This window comes from Streptomyces canus (assembly GCF_030815415.1).
GTDB lineage: Bacteria > Actinomycetota > Actinomycetes > Streptomycetales > Streptomycetaceae > Streptomyces > Streptomyces canus_F.
In genome coordinates, this window is record NZ_JAUSWW010000001.1 from 1,363,262 (window position 1) to 1,382,153 (window position 18,892).

Annotated in this window: 15 protein-coding genes; 12 read left to right on the forward strand and 3 right to left on the reverse strand. The window is 72.6% G+C overall.

Annotated elements, in window-relative coordinates; all coding sequences use genetic code 11:
* Positions 1-36 precede the first annotated feature (36 nt).
* Entirely contained in the window at positions 37-165 is a 129-nt protein-coding gene (locus QF037_RS06365) for a hypothetical protein (protein ID WP_307022687.1), read from the reverse strand.
* On the opposite strand from QF037_RS06365, the gene QF037_RS06370 reads away from it, so the two are divergent.
* The 3 genes from QF037_RS06370 to QF037_RS06380 are packed head-to-tail and all read left to right on the forward strand — an operon-like array spanning position 164 to position 5,341.
* Positions 164-2,803, forward strand: a complete 2,640-nt coding sequence (locus QF037_RS06370) for a TIGR00730 family Rossman fold protein (RefSeq protein WP_307022689.1) — start codon at positions 164-166, stop codon at positions 2,801-2,803. The genes QF037_RS06365 and QF037_RS06370 overlap by 2 nt on opposite strands.
* Positions 2,804-2,831: 28 nt before the next feature.
* Positions 2,832-4,586: an ABC transporter ATP-binding protein gene (locus QF037_RS06375; protein WP_307022690.1), complete on the forward strand. Its 1,755-nt coding sequence runs from the start codon at positions 2,832-2,834 to the stop codon at positions 4,584-4,586.
* A gap of 38 nt (positions 4,587-4,624) precedes the next feature.
* Complete coding sequence (locus QF037_RS06380; protein WP_307022691.1) at positions 4,625-5,341, forward strand: HAD family hydrolase; 717 nt, start codon at positions 4,625-4,627, stop codon at positions 5,339-5,341.
* A 25-nt stretch (positions 5,342-5,366) separates the two neighbouring features.
* Here the strand turns inward: QF037_RS06380 and QF037_RS06385 are convergent, their stop codons facing one another.
* On the reverse strand, positions 5,367-6,203 hold the full coding sequence (locus QF037_RS06385) for a (2Fe-2S)-binding protein (protein WP_307022693.1): 837 nt from the start codon (positions 6,201-6,203) through the stop codon (positions 5,367-5,369).
* Positions 6,204-6,388: 185 nt separating this feature from the next.
* Here QF037_RS06385 and QF037_RS06390 point away from each other — a divergent pair, with 185 nt between their 5' ends.
* From QF037_RS06390 to QF037_RS06430, 9 genes are all read left to right on the forward strand, one after another.
* Positions 6,389-7,384 (forward strand): FecCD family ABC transporter permease, encoded by a 996-nt coding sequence (locus QF037_RS06390; protein ID WP_307022694.1) that lies wholly within the window; start codon positions 6,389-6,391, stop codon positions 7,382-7,384.
* Positions 7,381-8,394 (forward strand): FecCD family ABC transporter permease, encoded by a 1,014-nt coding sequence (locus QF037_RS06395; protein WP_307022696.1) that lies wholly within the window; start codon positions 7,381-7,383, stop codon positions 8,392-8,394. The genes QF037_RS06390 and QF037_RS06395 overlap by 4 nt, the downstream gene beginning before the upstream one ends.
* A gap of 56 nt (positions 8,395-8,450) precedes the next feature.
* Positions 8,451-9,266 carry an ABC transporter ATP-binding protein gene (locus QF037_RS06400; protein WP_307037021.1) on the forward strand — a complete coding sequence of 272 codons (816 nt, stop codon included), beginning with the start codon at positions 8,451-8,453 and terminating at the stop codon, positions 9,264-9,266.
* Between the two features lie 29 nt (positions 9,267-9,295).
* Complete coding sequence (locus QF037_RS06405) at positions 9,296-10,312, forward strand: ABC transporter substrate-binding protein (protein WP_307022698.1); 1,017 nt, start codon at positions 9,296-9,298, stop codon at positions 10,310-10,312.
* Positions 10,313-10,397: 85 nt separating this feature from the next.
* Entirely contained in the window at positions 10,398-11,573 is a 1,176-nt protein-coding gene (locus QF037_RS06410; protein WP_307022700.1) for an ATP-grasp domain-containing protein, read from the forward strand.
* On the forward strand, positions 11,555-13,255 hold the full coding sequence (locus QF037_RS06415; protein WP_373463945.1) for an IucA/IucC family protein: 1,701 nt from the start codon (positions 11,555-11,557) through the stop codon (positions 13,253-13,255). The genes QF037_RS06410 and QF037_RS06415 overlap by 19 nt, the downstream gene beginning before the upstream one ends.
* A complete protein-coding gene (locus QF037_RS06420) occupies positions 13,252-14,442 on the forward strand; it encodes an MFS transporter (RefSeq protein ID WP_307022704.1) in 1,191 nt (396 codons plus the stop codon). Before QF037_RS06415 ends, QF037_RS06420 begins: the two co-directional genes overlap by 4 nt.
* Positions 14,442-16,181 (forward strand): IucA/IucC family protein, encoded by a 1,740-nt coding sequence (locus tag QF037_RS06425; RefSeq protein ID WP_307022705.1) that lies wholly within the window; start codon positions 14,442-14,444, stop codon positions 16,179-16,181. Before QF037_RS06420 ends, QF037_RS06425 begins: the two co-directional genes overlap by 1 nt.
* Positions 16,178-17,380, forward strand: a complete 1,203-nt coding sequence (locus QF037_RS06430; protein ID WP_307022707.1) for a type III PLP-dependent enzyme — start codon at positions 16,178-16,180, stop codon at positions 17,378-17,380. Before QF037_RS06425 ends, QF037_RS06430 begins: the two co-directional genes overlap by 4 nt.
* On the opposite strand, the gene QF037_RS06435 is transcribed toward QF037_RS06430, so the two are convergent.
* Positions 17,377-18,837: an aldehyde dehydrogenase family protein gene (locus QF037_RS06435; protein ID WP_307022709.1), complete on the reverse strand. Its 1,461-nt coding sequence runs from the start codon at positions 18,835-18,837 to the stop codon at positions 17,377-17,379. The genes QF037_RS06430 and QF037_RS06435 overlap by 4 nt on opposite strands.
* Positions 18,838-18,892 lie beyond the last annotated feature (55 nt).

An 18,892-nucleotide genomic window follows, 5' to 3' on the forward strand; every position in this document is an offset into this window, starting at 1 on the left:
GTGCAACTGATCAGTAGCGGCACGGGAGCGGATCCGTCAGCGCAGGAAGCCCCGGACGGCCCGGCCCAGTGCCTCCTCGTCCCGGGCGTCCGCACCGCCCAGGGCCAGCAGCCGGTGCGGCACATGGACACAGGGCCAGGCGCACGGCGGACACGTCGTCGACATGGGCGGGCTCGACGAGGTGCGCTGTGTGCCGGGCGACCGGACGCTGGTCGCCGGGGCGGGCGCGACCTGGGGCGAGGTCGTGCGGGCCGCGCTCGCCGAGGGGCCGGCGCCGCCGGTGCTCCCCGACCATCTGGGCGCCGGCGTCGGCGGGGTGCTGAGCACGGGCGGGTTCGGCGGGTCGAGCCACCGTCGCGGGCTGGTCGCCGACTGGGTGCGGGAGCTGGAGGTGGTCACCGGCGCCGGCGAGCGGCTGACCTGTTCGCCCGAGCGGCATCCGGACCTGTTCGGCGCGGTCCTGGCGGGACTCGGCCAGTGTGCCCTGATCGTGCGGGCCACCCTCCGGCTGGTGCCCGCGCCGGTACGCGTCCGCCGCTACCGCCTCTTTCACGAGGATCCCGCCGGGTTCTTCACGGACCAGCGCAGGCTGGCCCGCGACGGCCGGTTCAGCCATGTCGCGGGCCAGGCACGCCCGGCGCTCGGCGGCACCTGGCGGTACATGATCGAGGCGGTGACTCCGCACGACGGTGGACTCCCCCGCGCCGACGGCCTGTTGACCGGAGACCACCTGCCGACCGGAGACGACCTGCTGATCGGTGACCTGGACCACGACCGGGACACCGAGGAGATCGAGGATCTGTCGTACGCCGGGTATCTGCACCGCCTCGACCGCGACGAACGGCTGCTGCGCGCCACGGGCGAGTGGGACCGCCCGCATCCCTGGCTCACGCTGCTGCTCCCTGAGACGGCGGCCGCGGCCTTCGTCCCGGCGGTGCTGGCCGAGGCCGGCCAGCAGGGTCTCAGGTGCTGCGGCGTGGTGCAGTTGCGTCCGCTCCGCGGGAGTGTGCTCCGGGCGCCGCTGCTGCGCAGGCCGCCCGGCGAACTCCTGTGCCTGCTCTCCCTGATGCGCACCGCACCGCCCACCGATCCGGGCACCGTACAGCGCATGGTGGCCGCCAATCGCGGCCTGTACGAGCGGGCCAGAGCCGTGGGCGGGGTCCTCCATCCCGTCAGCGCGCTGCCGATGACGTCCGAGGACTGGCGGGTCTATTTCGGCCCCGACTGGGGCGGGCTTCGCCCGTGTCAAGGAGCGGTACGACCCGCGACACATCCTGACCAGGGGGTACGGACTGTGGGCGTGAGTGCCGTCACCGTCTTCTGCGGTGCGTCCGCCGGACACCGCTCCGCCCCTCTGCACGCCGCTGCCGACCTGGGCCGCGCCCTGGGCAAGGCCGGGATACGACTGGTCTACGGCGGCGCCCGCACCGGTCTGATGGGCGCCGTCGCGGACGGGGCGCTGGGCGCGGGCGGCTCCGTGACCGGGGTCGTACCGCGCGCGATGCTGCCGTACGAGATCACCCACACCGGGCTCACCGAGCTCGAAGTGGTCGCGGACCTCCACGAACGCAAGGCGCGGATGGCCGAGTCGGGTGACGCGTTCGTGGCGCTGCCGGGCGGTCTGGGCACGGCGGAGGAGCTTCTCGAGGCGTTGTCCTGGGCCCAGTTGGGCCTGCACCGCAAACCGTGTCTCCTGCTCGATCCGTCCGGTTTCTACCGTCCGCTGCTGTCCTTCCTGGAGCACGCCGGGGACGAGGGGTTCCTGCGTCCCGGGGATCTGGAGCGGATCGTGGTGTGCCGGTCGGCCGAGGAGGTGCTCGCGCGGCTGGCGGACCCGCCGATGGCCGACGTCCCGGTGCGGGTGCCGCGCGGCCGGACCGCGTTCCTGTTCTCGGCGGCCGGTTCGCAGCAGCCGCGGATGGGGCGCGAACTCCACGCCACGTCACCGGTGTTCGCCGAGACCCTCGACGAGGTGTGCGGCCTGCTCACCCCCTACCTGGACCTGCCCCTGCGGGACGTGATGTTCGCCCCGGCCGGGACGCGCACCGCGGCGCTGCTGGACCGGGTCGCGTACGGCCTTCCGGCGATCTTCGCGCTCCAGGTCGCCCAGTACCGGCTGCTGGAGAGCCAGGGGCTGCGCCCCGACGTGCTGTTCGGGTACTCGACCGGGCACATGGCGGCGGCCCACGCGGCGGGGGTGTTCTCGCTGGCCGACGCCTGTCGTGCGGTCGGCACGCTGTCGCGGCTGGTGCGGACCCTGCCGGAGGGTGGCTGCATGGCCGCGGTGGAGGCGGGGCCGCAGGAGCTGCGCCTGGGGCCGGGCGCGGTGGTCGCGGCGGTCAACGGGCCCCGGTCCGTCGTCGTGGCCGGGGATCGCGAGGCGGTGACGGCGGTGTGCGCGCGGTGGTCGGCCCGCGGCCGTCGCACCCATGTGCTGCGCGTGGCCGCGGCTCCCCACTCCCCGCTCTTCGAGCCCCTGCTCGCCGACTACCACCGCGTCCTGCTCACGATGGAGCTCCATGTCCCCCGTATCCCGCTGCTGTCCGACACCACCGCCGAGCCGGTCACCAGGGCGGCCACCGAACCCGGCTACTGGGTACGCGCCCTGCGCCGACCCGTCCGCTTCGCGGACGCGGTCGCCCGGCTGCACGCCGAGGGCACGACCACCTACGTCGAGCTGGGCCCGGGCGAGGTCCTGACCGGCATGCTCGACGCCTGTCTGCCCCGCGGGGCCGGCCGTCCCCTGCTCCTCTCCGTGCCACGGAATTGGCGAGCCCTGCGCAAGGAGACGGACGTAGCCTGAAGGCTCCGCCCGACCCGCAAGGAGCGCCGTGAGCATCGCCGCGACCGAGCAATCCCCGCCCACCTGGCGGCTGCTCCTCGGATACGTCCGACCCCACCGCTGGGCCCTGCTGGCGGGCGCCCTGCTCTCGCTGGTCACGGGCGCCACCGGACTGCTGCTGCCGCTCGTGGCACGGGAGTTGATCGACGACCTCTCCCACGACCGCACCATCACGGGCGCGTTGCTCGTCATGTCCGGCCTGGTGGTGGCCAACGCGGCGGTGGGCGGGCTGGGTTCGTACGTGCTGCGGCGCACCGCCGAGTCGGTCGTGCTCGGTGCGCGGCGCTCGCTGTCGTCGTACCTGCTGCGGCTGCGCATCACGGCCGTGGACCGCAGCGAACCGGGCGACCTGATGGCCCGCATCACCTCGGACACCACGCTGCTGCGCGAGGTCACCACCGACTCCCTGGTCGGCCTCGGCACCGGCGGGCTCACGCTGGTGGCGACGGTGGTCATGATGGGGCTGGTCGATCCGGTGCTGCTGGCTGTCACCCTGGCCGTCATCGCGGGCGCGGGCACGATCCTCGGGGTGATCGTGCCGCGCATCAACAAGGCCAGCAGGCAGGCTCAGGACGCGGTCGGCGTGATGGGGGCCGCGCTGGAGCGGATACTCGGCGCGCTGCGCACGGTGAAGGCGTCCGGCGCGGAACACCGGGAGGAACGTACGCTGCACGCGGCCGCCGAGGAGTCGTGGCGGCAGAGCGTGCGGGCCGCCAAGTGGTCGGCGGCCGCGGGCAACACGGCGGGGCTGGCGATGCAGATCGCCTTCATCACGGTGCTCGCGGTGGGCGGGGCGCGGGTGGCGACCGGGTCGATCGACGTCGGCACGCTGGTGGCGTTCCTGCTGTACGTCTTCTATCTGATGTCGCCGATCCAGCAGGTCGTCGGCGCGATCACCCAGTACCAGACGGGCGCCGCGGCCCTCGCCCGGATCCAGGAGGCCCTGCGGCTGCCCGCCGAACCCGCCGGTGCGCCCGCCCCGTTGCCCGCGGCCGGCGCGGAGCCCGCCGCCGTCGGCTTCACCGAGGTACGGTTCCGCTACGCCGACGACCTCCCCTACGTCCACCACGGAGTGACCTTCTCCGTGCCCGCCCAGGGCATGACGGCGTTCGTCGGTCCGTCCGGTGCCGGGAAGACGACGGTCTTCTCCCTCATCGAGCGGTTCTACGACCCGGAGTCCGGGACGATCACGCTGGACGACCGCGACCTCGCCGACTGGGAGTTGCCGCAGCTGCGTTCGGCGATCGGCTATGTCGAGCAGGACGCGCCGGTGCTGTCGGGTTCGCTGCGCGACAATCTGCTGCTGGGCAACCCGGACGCGGACGACGCGGCATTGGCACGGGTCCTGAAGACAACCCGTCTGGACGGCCTGGTGGCCCGTCTGCCCGGCGGAGTCGACACGCTCGTCGGTCACCGCGGCACCAGGCTCTCGGGCGGCGAACGCCAGCGCGTCGCCATCGCCCGCGCCCTGCTGCGCCGGCCCCGTCTGCTCCTCCTCGACGAGGCCACCTCGCAGCTGGACGCCGTGAACGAGGCCGCGCTGCGCGACACGGTCGCCGATGTCGCCCGGACGACGACCGTGCTGGTCGTCGCCCACCGGCTGTCCACGGTGACGATGGCCGACCGGATCGTGGTCATGGACGCGGGGCGGGTGCGGGCGGTGGGGACACATCGGGAACTGGTGGCCGCGGACCCGCTGTACGCGGAGCTGGCGGCCACGCAGTTCCTGGCGACGGCGGGCTGAACGGGCCTGCCGCGCAGGGGGTCTGGCAGGATCCTCGGATGATCCCGCGCCGTCCCACGCACCTTCTGTTCGATTTCTTCGGCACGCTCGTCGACTATTCGCCGAGCCGGACGGAACAGGGCTATCAGCGCTCCCACGCGTTGCTGCGCGAGTTCGGCGGGGAGTGGGGTTACGAGCGGTTCCTCGACGCCTGGTCCGCCGCCTCCGCCCGGTTCGACCAGGACAGTGCGGTCGACGACCGCGAGTTCTCCATGACCGACGTCGCGACCGCGTTCCTGCGCGAGGCACTGCCGCAGAAACCGTCGCCCGGACAGGTGGAGGCGTTCGTCGCGGCCTACCTCGCCGAGTGGAGTGCCGCGGTGCGCCACCCCGCCGGAGTCGACGTCCTGCTCAAGGCGTTGAGCTCGGAGTTCCGGCTGGCGGTGGTGTCGAACACGCACAGCCCGACCATGGTGCCCGAGCAACTGGCCGCGATGGGAGTCCTCGACGCCATGGACGCCGTCGTCCTCTCCGTGGACGTGGGCCGGCGCAAGCCCCACCCGGACATCTATCGGGCGGCGATGCGTCACCTCGGCGTCCCCGCCCAGGACGTGTGGTTCATCGGCGATTCCTACGAGGCCGACTACGCCGGTCCGCGCCGCATGGGCATGGAGGCGCTCCTGATCGATCCGCGGGACACGGCGTCCGTCCCGCCTCGTCATCGGCTGGACACGGTCTTCGACCTGCCGGACCGCCTCGACCGTGTGGCCCGTTGACCCCTCACCGCGACAAGCCGGACGGCTATGAGGTCTCCAGTCTCCGCAGCCGCTCCGCGTCACCGGTGCGCGGGCATGTGGAGCAGGCCTCGGCCGGGCGGATCGCGTAGAACATGCAGCAGCCGGTGCGGGTGCGGGTTGCGTGGCGGGTGCCGTCGTCGCCCACCAGATGGCGGAAGTCGGCGCCGCTGGGATAGGGGGGCACGGGGATCGGCAGCACCTCGGTGGCGGCCCTGATCGCGGCGCCCTCCTGGCCCAGCATCCGGCCCAGGTACCAGAGGGCGGAGACGAGGTCGTCGGAGACCATCCCCCACAGGGCGCGTGACCGGCGGCGCGCGACAGGGCCGAGGGCGGCGAGCAGGGGGCGCATGTGCTCGGCGAGGGACATGCGCAACTGGGCGCGCAACTGGTCCTCCTGAGGGAGCATCAGGACGCCGGGGAGCGCGGCCACGGGGTCGCCGGGCAGACAGGCGAGTTCGGTGCCGGGTGTGATCTCGTACGTCCCCGAGGCGAGGTCGAGACGCAGGTCCTCGGGGCGGATGCGGGGCACCCTCCGCTCGAGGTACCAGGTGCCGCCCATGAGCACACCGACGGACCAGGCGTAGCCGTGCAGGGCGCGGGAGGCGGCGACGTCCGGGCGTACGGCGACTCCGTAGCGGTCACGGATGCGGGCCGCCTCGGCTTCGACGAACGCGTCCAGCACGGACCGGTCCGACGCCAACCGGTCGGCCGTCACGCCCACGCCGCCACTGTCGGCGACTCTCGCGTCCAGCGCTTCGCAGATGCCGGCCAGCCGTCGGTAGACGTCACCGAGGGCTCGGGAGACGGCACCGTCCGGCGTGGTCTTGAGGGCCAGGGACATCGACGTGCTCCAGGTGCGGGGGTTTTCAGGAGATGACTGGTAGGCAAGGCTTACCTTAGCTTGATCAAGGGAGCCACACGTCGAGCCAACTCAAAGGAATTGCACAGCCAGTTGAAAACTAAAGCAAGCCTCACCTAAGCTCACGCCTCGTGACTGCGACCCATCGGGGCGCACCCCCCACAGGTGTGTCCTTTCGTGCCTTCAGGCACATACCGCTCTTCCTCACCGGCCTCGCGGCCCTGACCCTCTGCACCGCCCTGAGCCTCGCCCTCGGCGCCCGCTCGATCCCCCTGTCCACCGTGACCGACGCTCTGTTCGGCCACGCCCACGGGCGCGACGCCCTCGTCGTGACCGGGCTGCGGCTCCCGCGCACCGTCATCGGCCTCGCGGTCGGTGCCGCGCTCGGTGCCGCCGGGGCCGTCGCCCAGGGCATCACCCGCAACCCGCTCGCCTCCCCCACCACCCTCGGCATCAACGCGGGCGCGGGCTTCGCGGTCGTCGTCGCGATCTACGCCCTGAAGCTCAACGACCCGGTGGAGTACGTGTGGTTCGCGTTCGCCGGAGCCGCGGCCGCCGCGGTCTTCGCACAGGCGCTGGCCCGCCGCGCCGGGGACATCGATCCCGTACGGCTCGCCCTCGGCGGCACCGTGCTCCAACTCGTGCTGCTGTCCTGGACGTCCGCGGTCATGCTGCTGAACCAGCGCACGCTCGACGAGGCCCGCTTCTGGCTCGCCGGCTCCCTGTCCGGACGCCCCCTCGACACCCTGTGGCCGGTCCTGCCGACCCTGCTGCTCGGCATCGTCATCGCGCTGGCCGTCGCCCCCGCCCTCAACGCCCTTGCCCTGGGCGACGATTCGGCGCAGGCCCTCGGCGTCCCGGTGACCCGCATCCGGTTGGCCGGCGGCATCGCGGTCGTCCTGCTCGCCGGTTCGGCGGTCGCGGTCGCCGGACCGATCGCCTTCATCGGGCTCGCGGCGCCCCATCTCGTACGCCCGCTGCTCGGCGGCGACCACCGACTGCTGGTGCCCGGCTGTCTGGTCGCCGGTCCACTGCTGCTGCTCGCCGCCGATGTGCTCGGCCGCATGGTGATCCGTCCCTCGGAACTGGAGGTCGGCATCGTGACCGCGTTCCTGGGCGCCCCCCTGCTGGCGCTGCTGGCCCGGAAGGTGGCGACCCGGTGAACCGGTCCAGGACCCGTGTGCGCGTTCTCGTCTTCGCCGTCTCCGGTCTCGTCGCGCTGTCCGTGCTGCTCACCGTCTCCCTGACGACCGGTGAGATGCGGATCCCCGCCGCCACGGCGCTGCGTGCCCTGGCCGGGTTCGGCGACGCGGGAGACGTCCTCGTGGTGCAGGAGTTCCGGGCGCCCCGGTCGGTGGCGGCCATCGTCGGCGGCGCCGGGCTCGGCGTGGCGGGCTGCGTGCTGCAACGGCTGTTCCGCAACCCCCTGGCCTCCCCGGACGTCATGGGGGTGACCGGCGGGGCCTCGCTCGGCGCGGTCGCGCTGATCGCCGCCGGGGCCTCCCAGACGCTGGTCCCGCTCGGAGCACTCGGCGGAGGTCTTCTCGCGGCCCTGCTGCTGGGCGTGTTCGCCTGGGGATCCGGGCTCGCCGTCACCCGCCTGGTGCTCACCGGGCTCGCCGTCCAGGCGGGGCTCGCCGCCGCCGTGAACCTGATGATCGTGCGCTTCCCGGCCGAACTGGCCGGATCGGCGCTGCAGTGGACCACGGGTTCGGTGTACGGGCGGACGTGGACGGAGGTGTGGGGAGCGGGCGGCGCCATGGTGCTCGCGCTCTCCGCCGCCTTCGTACTGCACCGCCGGCTGGCCGTGCTCGACCTCGGGGACGACTCCGCGGGCGCCCTGGGCCTCAACACCTCCACCGCACGCCTCCACCTGCTCGTCCTCGCGGTCGTGCTGGCCTCGCTCGCCGCCGCGCTCGCCGGTCCGGTGACGTTCGTGGCGCTCGCGGTGCCGCACATCGTGCGGTTCGTCACCGGGCCGCCCACCGCCGTCTCGCTCGCGCTGGCCGGCCTCACCGGGGCGGTGCTGCTGCTCGCCTCCGACCTGGTGGTGCAGCACCTGCTGCCGATCGAAGGGCTGCCGGTGGGCGCGGTCACCGCCACGCTCGGCGCGCCCTGGCTGCTGGTGCTGATGTTCCGGCAGAGCTCGCCCGTGAAGAGGAGCCACGCATGACCGGCGTACAGAAGACGGCCCAGGACCCGCTCAAGACCGCCGTACAGGAGCCGCGCATGACCACCGCCAACCAGCTCTCGACGCAGCGCCTCGACCTCCGGTACGGCGACCGGCTGGTCGTCGGCGGCCTCGACCTCACCCTTCCCGGCGGAGCCGTCACCGCCATCGTCGGCCCCAACGCCTGCGGCAAGTCCACCCTGTTGCGCGGACTGAGCCGGCTGCTGGCCCCGGCCGCCGGCACCGTCACCCTCGACGGCTCCGACATCCACCGCATGCCCGCGAAGTCCCTGGCCCTGCGCATGGGTCTGCTGCCGCAGCAGCCGGTCACACCCGAGGCGATCACCGTCGAGGCGCTCGTACGGCTGGGCCGCTATCCGCATCAGCGGCTGCTGAGCCCCTGGTCGGCCGCCGATCAGCAGGCGGTGGACGAGGCGCTGGAGCGCACCGGGACCACGTCCCTGCGCGATCAGCCGGTGGACCAGCTCTCCGGCGGTCAGCGGCAACGCGCCTGGATCGCCCTGGCGTTGGCCCAGGACACCGAGCTGCTGCTGCTCGACGAGCCCACGACCTTCCTCGATCTGCGGCACCAGCTCGACGTACTCGACCTGGTGGCCGCCCTGCACGCCGAGGCGGGCCGCACCGTGGTGATGGTGCTGCACGACCTCGGACAGGCCGCCCGCTACGCGGACCACATGGTGGTCCTCAAGGACGGCCGGCTCGCCGCCGCCGGAGCCCCGGCGGACGTCCTCGACGCGGAGCTGGTGAAGTCCGTGTTCGACGTGGCCTGCCGGGTCATCCCCGACCCGGAGACCGGCACCCCGCTGGTGGTCCCGAGAAGCAGCGCGGTGCGGCGCTCCGCCGCCACCGCCTGATCCACTCCTACAGGAAGAACCAACCCCCCATGTCCCACCGCTCCGCCATGCCCGGAATCCGCCGGATTCTGGCCTCCCTGCTGACCGTGACACTCGGTACCGCCGTACTGGTCGCCTGCGGCTCGGAATCCGAGGACTCCGCCTCCGCGAAGCCCGCCGCCGATGCGGGCGGCGCCTTCCCGCGCACCCTCAAGACCGCCATGGGCGACGTCAAGATCCCCTCCCAGCCGAAGCGCGTCGTCGTGCTCGACACCGGCGAGCTGGACGACGTGACGCTGCTCGGCATCGACCCGGTCGGTGCGGTCGCCCCGCACTTCAAGACGGAGGGCGGCTTCCCGACGTACCTGAAGGGCGAGTTGAAGAACACCGCCGATGTCGGCCCGCTCCTGGAGCCCAACCTGGAGAAGATCGCCTCGCTCAAGCCCGATCTGATCCTGTCCTCCAAGGTCCGGCACGAGAAGGTCTACGACAAGCTCAGCGCCATCGCCCCGACCGTCTTCACCGAGACCACGGGCGGTGTCTGGAAGGAGAACCTGAAGGTCCACGCCGAGGCGTTGGGTCTGGAGAAGGAGGCCACGGACAAGTTGACGGAATACGAGACGCGGGCCAAGGCGCTGGGTGAGGCCATCAGGAAGAAGGACGGCGGCACCATGCCGACCGCGTCCGTGGTCCGCTTCATCGCCGGTCCGACCCGTCTGTACCAGTCCAACTCCTACAGCGGTGTGGTCCTGAACGACATCGGCTTCAAGAGGCCCTCCTCGCAGGTCTCGAACGACCCCGAGGTCACCATGAAGGACGTCAGCCCCGAGCAGATCGACCAGGCCGACGCCGACCTGGTCTTCGTCACCTCCGCGGACGTGGACGACAAGACGCAGAAGAAGCAGGTCACGTCGAACCCGGTGTGGAAGTCCCTGCCCGCCGTGCAGGACGGCAAGGTCTTCGAGGTCCCGGACGAGACGTGGATGTCCGGCATCGGTGTCCAGGCCGCCGAGCAGATGCTCGCGGACGTGGCCAAGGCCACCGGTGTGCCACTTCCCGCCAAGTAACTCCCGCTGGACCGGGGCGGGCCGCAGCCATGGCCCCGGCCCGCCCCTTCAACCCCCCACCCGCTAGCGGAAGTTCACAGCACCCATGCGTCTGTACCTGCTCGCCCTCAACCCGACCGACTCCGTCACCGAAGGCTTTCTGCCCGCGGCCGCCCGCCTGGGACTGGACGTCACCGTCCTCACCGACCAGCCCGACGCCCACCGCGCGAGCTACCCGGACATCGAGATCCTTCCGTGCGACGTCCGCGACTTCCGGGCCGTCGTCACCCGTATCTCCACCCACCACCGCCCCGACGCGGTCTTCACCAACAGCGACCATCTCCAGACCCAAGCCGCCCTGGCCGCCGCCTACTTCGGGCTCCCCGGCAAGGACTGGCGGGCGACCCTGCGCTGCAAGGACAAGGCCGAGATGCGCCGCCGCCTCGCCGACGCGGGCCTGGACACGGTCTGGTCGACCGAGCTCACCGGACCGACCGCCCTGCCGGACGCCCCGTACCCCTGTGTCGTCAAGCCGCGCGAGGGTGTGGCCAGCGAGGACGTCGTCCTCGTCGACACCGCCGAGGATCTGGTGACCCGGTCCAAGGAGATCTTCGACCGGCGCCCCGGCACCGTCCTGGTCGTCGAGGAGTACCTCCCCGGCGAGCTCCACACCCTGGAGACGCTGGGCGACGGGAAGACCCGGCACGTCCTGGGCGGCTTCCACACCGAGCTGTCGCCGCCGCCGTACTTCATCGAGGAACGCCTCACCTTCGTACCGGCCCACCCCGAGCCGGTCGTCGAGCAGGTCCTCGCCCAACTGGACGCGCTCGGCGTCGGGTTCGGCGCCTGTCACACCGAGTTCGTGGTGCACGAGGGCCGGGCGAGGCTCATCGAGGTCAACTACCGTGCCATCGGCGACCAGTGCGACCTGCTGCTGGCCCGGCTGCTGGAGATCCCGCTCTTCGAGCACATCCTCCAAGCCCACCTGGGTGAGCCGCTCCCCGCGGACCTGGGCGCCCGCCGCGACGGCGCCGCCCGCCTGGACTACCCCTGCGCCGAGCGCCCCGGCTCCCTCACCGACGCCCCCACGGCCACAGAACTCACCCTCGACGGCGTCCACTTGACGTACCGACCGCTGCGCGCGACGGGCGAGCGGCACGCGCTGTACGGCACCAACCGCGACTACCTCGGCGTACTGCGCGCCACGGGCACCGACCAGCCGACGGTGGACCGGGTGGCGGCGGACTTCCTGGCCGGTCTGCGCTGGGATATCCAGCCGTGACGCCCGCGACGAGGGCGACGACCGCGACGACCGACACCTGCGAGGAGGAACTGCTCACGCGCGTGCTCAGCGCCCTGCTCCGCGAGGACGTGGTGGGGCTGCGCACCGGCAGCACGCCCCTGCACCGGCCGGACGGCCCCTGGCTGCGGCTGCCGGCCGAGGGCGACGCACTGCTCCTGCCCGTCGTCGAGGACGGCTTCCAGTGCGAGTACGCCGCCCGGCTGCCCCTGCTCGTCCGTGAGTCGGACGGCGCCGAGCTCACCTCCTACGACACCGTCCTGGCCGCCCTGCGCACACTCGCCGACCCCGAGGACCGAGGCGGGTACGACGCCTTCGCCGAGGAGTGCCGGCAGACCCTGGCCACCCTGCGACTGCACACGGCCACCCGGACCGAGGTCGAGGGGAGGCTCGGCAGTGACTCGGCGCGGTGGCCCTCGCTGGCGTACGACACCCTCGCCGCCCGGCTCGACCATCCGGTCTACCCGACCGCGCGCGGCCGCTCCGGCCTCAGCGAGCTGCAACTTCAGGCCTACGCACCGGAGTTCCACCCGCGTTTCGCGCTGCGCTGGATCGCCCTGCGCCGGGAGACCGTCACCCTGACCGGCACGCTCCCCGACTTCTGGCCCACACCCCGGCAGCTCGGTCTCGCCGGGTCGGAGGGCACGCATGTGGTCCTGCCGGTGCATCCGTTGACGGTCGACGCCCTGCTCGACGCCGGGCTCCCGGACGGAGCGGTGTTCGCCGAGCGGGCCCATCTGGAGGTCGTACCGACGCTGTCGATGCGCACGGTGGCCGTGAACCCGTCGGTGCATCTCAAACTCCCGCTGGCCACGGCGACGCTGGGACTGCGCAACAAGCGGACCGTCAAGCCCGGCACGCTCGTGGACGGCGCTGCCGGACAGCGGCTGCTGGAGGCCGTGATCGCCCGGGAGCCCCGGTTCCACGGCACGATCCTGCACGCGGACGAGGCGACGTACGCCCATGCCGGGCACGAGATGCTGGCCGTCCTGTGCCGGCGCTTCCCGGCCGACCTGGACGGCGCCGAGGTGGTACCGCTGGCCGCCCTGCTCGCCAACGCCCCGGACGGGCGGCTGGTCGTGGACCACCTGGCCGACCGGTTCTACGGCGGCGACCCGCTGGCCCTGCTGGACGCCTTCCTGACCCTGCTGTTCGACTGGCAGACCACACTGTTCGGGTACGGCATCGGTCTGGAGTCGCATCAGCAGAACATCTCGCTGGTCCTGCGGCCCGGCAGTCTGCGGCTGCTGTTCAAGGACAACGACGGGCCCCGCGTCAACACGCAGCGGCTCGGCGCGGTGCTTCCCGGCCCGTGGGGCTTCGACGACGCACGGACCTATGTCTCCGGGGACGGGCCGGTCGCCGACCTGTTCGCCACCATCACGGTCCATCTGTGCGCGGGCGCCTACGTGTTCGGCCTCCCCCGGCACCGGCGGGCTCTGCTCGATCTCGTACGCGACCGGCTGGCCGAAGCCGTGGACCGGCTCGGCGGGGACGCGGCCGCCGTCCTGCGCGAGCGGGTGCTGGACGCGCCACGGCTGCCGGTGAAGGCGATGGTCACGGCCGGCTCACTGCTGTCCAAGGAGCGGTCCGGCGCGGCCGACATCAACAAGCACTACACGACCGGACCCAACTACCTGCTGCGACAAGGGGGTTCGGCATGAGCGCCGGGGCCCTGCGGATCCCGCGGTCCACCTCCGGGCGCGGTCAGGTGCACGCGGTGGCCGCCTGCTATTTCGTGGCGTCCTTCGCGGCCCTGGGCCTGCCGCCGTACCTCACCGAGATCCTGCCGGGGCTGGGCGACCGCGACGCCCGCTGGGCGGGCGTGCTCTATGTCGTCCCGACCGTGTTCGGGGGCATCGCGGCCCCGATGTGGGGACGGCTCGCCGACCGCTACGGCCGCAAACGGCTGCTGCTGCGCGCCCAGTTGGGGCTCGCCGTGGCGTTCCTGCTCGCCGGGTGGGCCGACTCGCTGGCCACTTTCACGGTCGCGCTCGTCCTCCAGGGGGTCCTGGGCGGCACCTTCGCCGCCTCCAACGGCTATCTGGGCGCGGCCCTGGAGGGCCCGGCCCTGTCCAAGGCGCTCACCCTGATGCAGGGCAGCGCCCGGGCGGCCCTGGTCTTCGCCCCGATCGTGGTCGGCGCGCTGTCCGGCTGGCTGTCACCGCACCGCCAGTACGCGCTCCTCGCCGTACTCCCCCTCACGGCCGCGCTGCTGCTGGCCGCCCTGCCCGAACCGGCGCCGGCCGCCCGCACCACGAGCCAGACCGCCACCGCGGACCACACACCCCCGGTGATGTCGCTCAAGGCGCTCTACGCACTCGAGTTCGCCTTCGTCTTCTCCACCGTCATCTCCTTCCCCTACCTCATCGCCCTGGTCGACGACCGGCTGCCGGGCACCTCCCCGACCCTGTCCGGGGTGCTCTTCGCCCTCCCCCACCTGTGCTACCTGGTGGCGGCGCTGGCCGTGCACTCCAGGTTCCGCAGCCGTCCCAAGACCGGGATCGTGCTCGGCTTCGTCCTCATCGCCCTCGGTCTCGCCGGACACGGCGTCGTCGACTCGCTGCCCGCGCTGATCGCCGTACGGCTGCTGCTCGGTGCGGGCCTCACGCTCGGCCTGGTGTGTCTGCAGGTGCTCGCGGCGGACTGCGCCCAGGGCCGGGCGCCCGGCGGGCTGTTCGGCTCGCTGGAGTTCTTCTCCAAGGCCGGCGCGGTCGCCGCCGGTCTCGCCGCGGCCGCCGGCAGCGTCCGCTTCGGCCCCGCCGCCCCGGTGCTGACCGGTGCCGCCGCTGCCGCCGTCACCGCCGTGGCGACCCTCCTCCCCTCCATGACCCCCCGCTGGAGCCGCTGATGCCCTCCCTCGCCGTACCCCAGACTTCGTCCGGGGGTACCCCCATCTCGCTTCGCTCCCCCGCGCGCACCGACCTGCCCACCGCCGACGACGTGGTGGCCCACACGCTGCTGAACTGTCTGCTGCGCGAGGTCTCCGGGCCCGAGCACCAGAGCGTGGTCACCGACGGCCGGCTCCTCCTGCGGCTGCCCCGCCGCGGTGTGCTGCTCCGCGTGCCCCTGCGCCGCACCTCACTGCTCGGCGCGCACCGGTTCACCGGCCTCGTGCAGGAGCAGCGCGACGGCGACTGGGCGGAGCTGGACTGGCGCCGCCTCGCGCAGTACACGCACGACGAGCTGTCGCTGCGGACCGGTGTGCGCAACGAGGAGTTCCTGGAGCAGATCGCCTCCAGCCACGAGGCCGTGACGACCGCTCTCACCGCGACCGGCGCCTCGCGGAACAGCGACCCGTACCTGGCCTCCGAGCAGTCCCTGTTCTTCGGCCACCGCTTCCATCCCACCCCCAAGGCCCGCACCGGCGACCCGTGCGCCTGGTCGGCGTACGCGCCGGAGGCGGGGGCCGCTTTCCCGCTGCGGCACCTCGCGGTACGGGAACATCTGATCGCCGAGGAGGCCGCCGAGCCGTCGGCCACCGCCGCCCTGGACCGGCTGCGAGCCGATGTCCCGGCCGGATACCGTCTGCTGCCCGCCCACCCCTGGCAGTACGACACACTCCGCGACCACCCGGTGCTGAGCGCGGCGCTCGCGAGCGGCGATGTCCTCGACCTCGGTCCGGGCGGGCAGCCCTTCGCGGCGACGGCGTCCGTGCGCACGCTCTACGACGGAGCGACCTTCCTCAAGTTCAGCCTGAACGTGCGGATCACCAACTGCCTGCGTAAGAACAGCAGTTACGAGCTGTCCGGTGCCGTCGCCCTGACCCGTGTCCTGGCCCCGGCCCTGGCCGACCTCGCCGAACGCTTCCCCGGCAGCGCGGTGCTGCGCGAGCCCGCCTACCGCACGCTCGCCCTGCCAGGACCCGACGGCAGTCCGGATCAGGCGCTGTTCGAGGGCTTCGGCGTGATCGTCCGCGAAGGGCTGCCCGAGAGGCTCGCGCCCGGCACCACCGCCCTGCTGGCCGCCGCCGTCGCCGACGAGTACCCGAGCAGCGGCGCCCACATCTCCCGTCTGCTCGACGGGGCCGGCGCACCGGCGGCCCTCGACTGGTGGTCGGCGTACCTCGATCTGCTCGTCCCGCCGGTCCTGGCCGCCTACTTCGACCACGGTCTGGTCCTCGAACCCCACCTCCAGAACGTCCTGGTGTGCGTGGACGGCGACGGCATGCCCGCCCAGGTGCTCTTCCGTGATCTGGAGGGCACCAAGCTCGTCCCCGAGCACCACGCCGACACCCTCGCGGCGCTGCCGCCCGAGGTCGCGGGTCCGATGACGTACGACGCGCAGCGCGGCTGGGACCGGGTCGTCTACTGCCTCCTGGTCAACCACATCGCGGAGCTGCTCGCGGCCCTGGCCGATCTGCACCCCGAGACGGAGGCCGAGCTGTGGGGCCGGGTCCGCTCGACGCTCCGGTCGTACGCCGACCGGAGCGGCTGCCCGCCCCGCCTCTCCGCCCTGCTCGCCGGTGTACCGCTGCCCGCGAAGGCGAACCTGCTCACTCGCTGGGAGCGCAAGGCCGACCGCGAGGCCGGTTACGTCCGTCTGCCGTCCCCGCTCGCCGAGGACATCCTGACCGGGAGCACCCGATGACGCCTGCCGTCCACGACCGCTCCCTCGCCCTCACGTCGGCCGAACTACCCGCGTACCTCTACGACTTGGTGGCGCTGCGGACACACGCGGCTGCCGTTCGGTCCGCTTTCCCCGAGCGGGTCGAGCTGTACTACGCCGCCAAGGCCAACCCCGAGCCGGAGATCCTCGCCGCGCTCGGTCCGTACGTGGACGGCTACGAGGTCTCCTCGGGTGGTGAACTCGCCCATGTGGCCAAGGCGGTGCCGGGGCGTCCGCTGGCTTTCGGCGGCCCCGGCAAGACGCCGGACGAGGTGACGGCCGCTCTGGAGCAGGGGGTCGAGCGCTTCCACGTCGAGAGCGTGTACGAGCTGCGGATGCTGGGCGAGCTGGCGCGGCGGGCAGGGCGGCGGGTCGCGGTGCTGGCGCGGGTCAACCTCGCCCTGTCCGACGGTTCGCTGGCGGGCAGTTCACTGGCGATGGGCGGGCGTCCGACCCCGTTCGGCATGGACCCGGAGCAGGCGCTGGAGGTGGTCCGCGCGCTCACGGACGGCACCTACCCGAACCTCGAACTGCGGGGCGTCCACGCTCACTTGGCCAGCGGTCTCGAAGCCCCGGAGCAGCTCGCGGTGGCCGAGGCGATCGTGGCCTGGGCCACCGGGCTCGGGGTCCCGGTCGCGGAGGTCAATGTCGGCGGCGGTATGCACGTCGACTACGCGGACCCGGACCGACGCTTCGACTGGGCCGCGTACGGCGAGGGGCTCGCCCGACTCACCGCGGCGCACCCGGGGTTGACGCTGCGCATCGAGCCGGGGCGGGCGCTGACGGCGTACTGCGGCTGGTACGCCACGGAGGTGCTGGACGTGAAGCGCAGCCACGGCGAGGAGTTCGGCGTGGTCCGGGGCGGCACCCACCATCTGCGGACCCCGGCGACGAAGGGCCACGACCAGCCCTGCTCGGTGCTGACGGTGGACGGCTGGCCGCACCCGTGGCCACGACCGGCGGCAGAGGACGAACACGTCACGCTGGCAGGGCAGTTGTGCACGCCGAAGGACGTCCTCGCCCGCCGGGTCCCCGCAGCGGGGCTGCGGGCCGGCGACCGGGTGGTGTTCGCGCTGGCGGGTGCCTACGCGTGGAACATCTCCCACCACGACTTCCTGATGCACCCGCGGCCCGGCTTCCACTTCCTGGATGCCGGGCCGGAGGTCACCACAGGCCCCTAGAAGGGGTAGTGCGCCTGCTGGGTGGCGATGGTCACCCAGCGGGTGTTGGAGAAGGCCTCGATGCCCCAGCGTCCGCCGAAGCGGCCGTATCCGGAGGCCTTGAAGCCACCGAAGGGGGCCTGCGGCTCGTCGGCCACCGACTGGTCGTTGATGTGCACGATGCCGGTTCGGACACCGCGGGCGACGGCCAGTCCGTGGGTGGCGTTCTCGGTGATGATGCCGCAGGTCAGACCGTTCTCCGTGTCGTTGGCGACGGCCACGGCGGTGTCGTCGTCGGAGAACGTCTCGACCACGCACACCGGCCCGAAGGCCTCGGCGTGGTAGATCTCGGCGTCCTTCGGCACATCGGTGAGCACGGTCGCCGGGTGCACCGCTCCGTCGGGCTTCCCGCCGCCGGTGAGGACCTTCGCGCCCTTGGCGACGGCGTCCTCGACCAGAGCGGCCACGCGCTGCGCGGCGGAGGCGGCGACGAGCGGGCCGACCACGGTGTGCGGGTGGTTCGGGTCACCGGCCTGGAGCGAGGCCGTCTTGGCGGTGAACTTCCGGGTGAACTCCTCGGCCAGCGACTCGTGGACGAGGATCCGGTCGCCGGACATGCAGATCTGTCCGGCGTTCATGAACACGCTGAAGGTGACGGCGTCCACGGCGTAGTCGACGTCCGCGTCGTCGAGCACGATGACGGAGTTCTTGCCGCCCAACTCCAGTACGGCGGGCTTGAGATGACGGGCCGCGTGCTCGCCGATGATCCGGCCCACGTTGGTGGAGCCGGTGAAGTTCACCGCGCGGACGCGCTCGTCGGCGATCAGCGCCTCGGCGATCTCGGCCGCGTCCTCTCGGGCGTTGGTGACGACGTTGAGCACCCCGTCCGGCAGCCCGGCCTCGCGCAGCACGTCGGCCACGAACAGGGCGCAGGCGATCGGCGCGTCCTCGCTCGCCTTGACGACGACGGTGTTGCCGGCGGCCAGCGGCGCCGCGACCGCCCGTACGCCGAGGATGACGGGAGCGTTCCACGGCGCGAACGCCGCGACGACGCCGACCGGTTCGCGGACCGCGAGGCCCAGCGCGCCCTGCTCCTGGGCGGTGAGAACCTCGCCGCGCGGGGCCGTCACGGCGGCGGCGGCCTCGCGCAGCATGTTCGCGGCGAGGTAGACGTTGAAGTGCGCCCACGGCCGGGTTCCGCCTGCCTCGTGGGCCATCAGTTCGGCGACCTGGTCGCCCTTGCCGTCGAGGAGGTCGGCGGCCTTCAGCAGGATCGCGCGCCGGGCGAACGGGGCCAGCGCGGCCCACTCGGGGAACGCCGCCTCGGCCGCGTCCACGGCCCGCCGTACGTCCTCGGTGCCCGCGGCCGCGACGGTCGCATACACCTCGCCCGTGTAGGGGTTGACGTCCTCCGCCCTACGGCCGGAGGCGGCGGGCTCGTCCTTGCCGCCGATGAACAGTTCGCGGGTGATGGGCATGATGCGGACCTCTTTGTTCGCCACGTGAACCAAGATTCATTTCTAAGCGCATGCT